The organism is Rhizobium sp. 01T444, from assembly GCF_056398305.1.
The window spans coordinates 1-577 of sequence record NZ_JBFTPD010000312.1 but is presented as its reverse complement, the minus strand read 5'-3'; the positions used below and the strand labels follow the sequence as shown (position 1 = coordinate 577).

At 57.7% G+C, this 577-nt stretch carries 1 protein-coding gene; it reads right to left on the bottom strand.

What is annotated here, in order from left to right:
- Nucleotides 1-373: hypothetical protein (locus AC1DTN_RS38645; RefSeq protein ID WP_477925500.1), on the bottom strand; the 373-nt coding region annotated here is incomplete at its 3' end.
- Nucleotides 374-577: the final 204 nt, after the last annotated feature.

Below are 577 nucleotides of genomic sequence, written 5' to 3'. Positions count from 1 at the left end.
GGGCAGCGGCCTGCGCGACCGTGACAACCGCGGTTCGAACAGCTTCGAAGGCCTTCTGCTCGGTCGCCCCGTATTTAGCCAGCCAACCGTATTTTTCCGACCTCTTGATGCTCGGATTTGTCGAATCCTTGTCGATGCCCGGAACACGCGAAAAAATGCGCATCGTGCGGCCGGAGCCACCGGAAATCTCACCGAAAACCTTGAGCTTGTACTCCACCCAGTAGGCGAACGTAGAGTGCGAGCCCGCCTTCGTGTACTCCTCCAAAGTCATAGTGGTGAGTCGGCTCAGGGGCCAAACAGTCAGGAACTCCTTCCACAGGTTGTACCTCGCACCGAAATCTTTAACCGTTTTGGCCGTTGCCTCTTCCGCCATTGAGCGTTGTCCTAGTTGTTGTGGCCTCCGCTAGCTGAGGCCACGAACGGCGAATCTTGCCAGGGAATGTCCTTGGCGATTCGGCCGTCTTCAGGTTCATTGGGAGTTGGGGACGAGTGACTGCTGGTGGCCGCAGGCAGCCGCCTATCGAATGCCGTTCGCGACGATGTAGGGTGCGAACTTTAATTGGACCCGTGCAAGCTC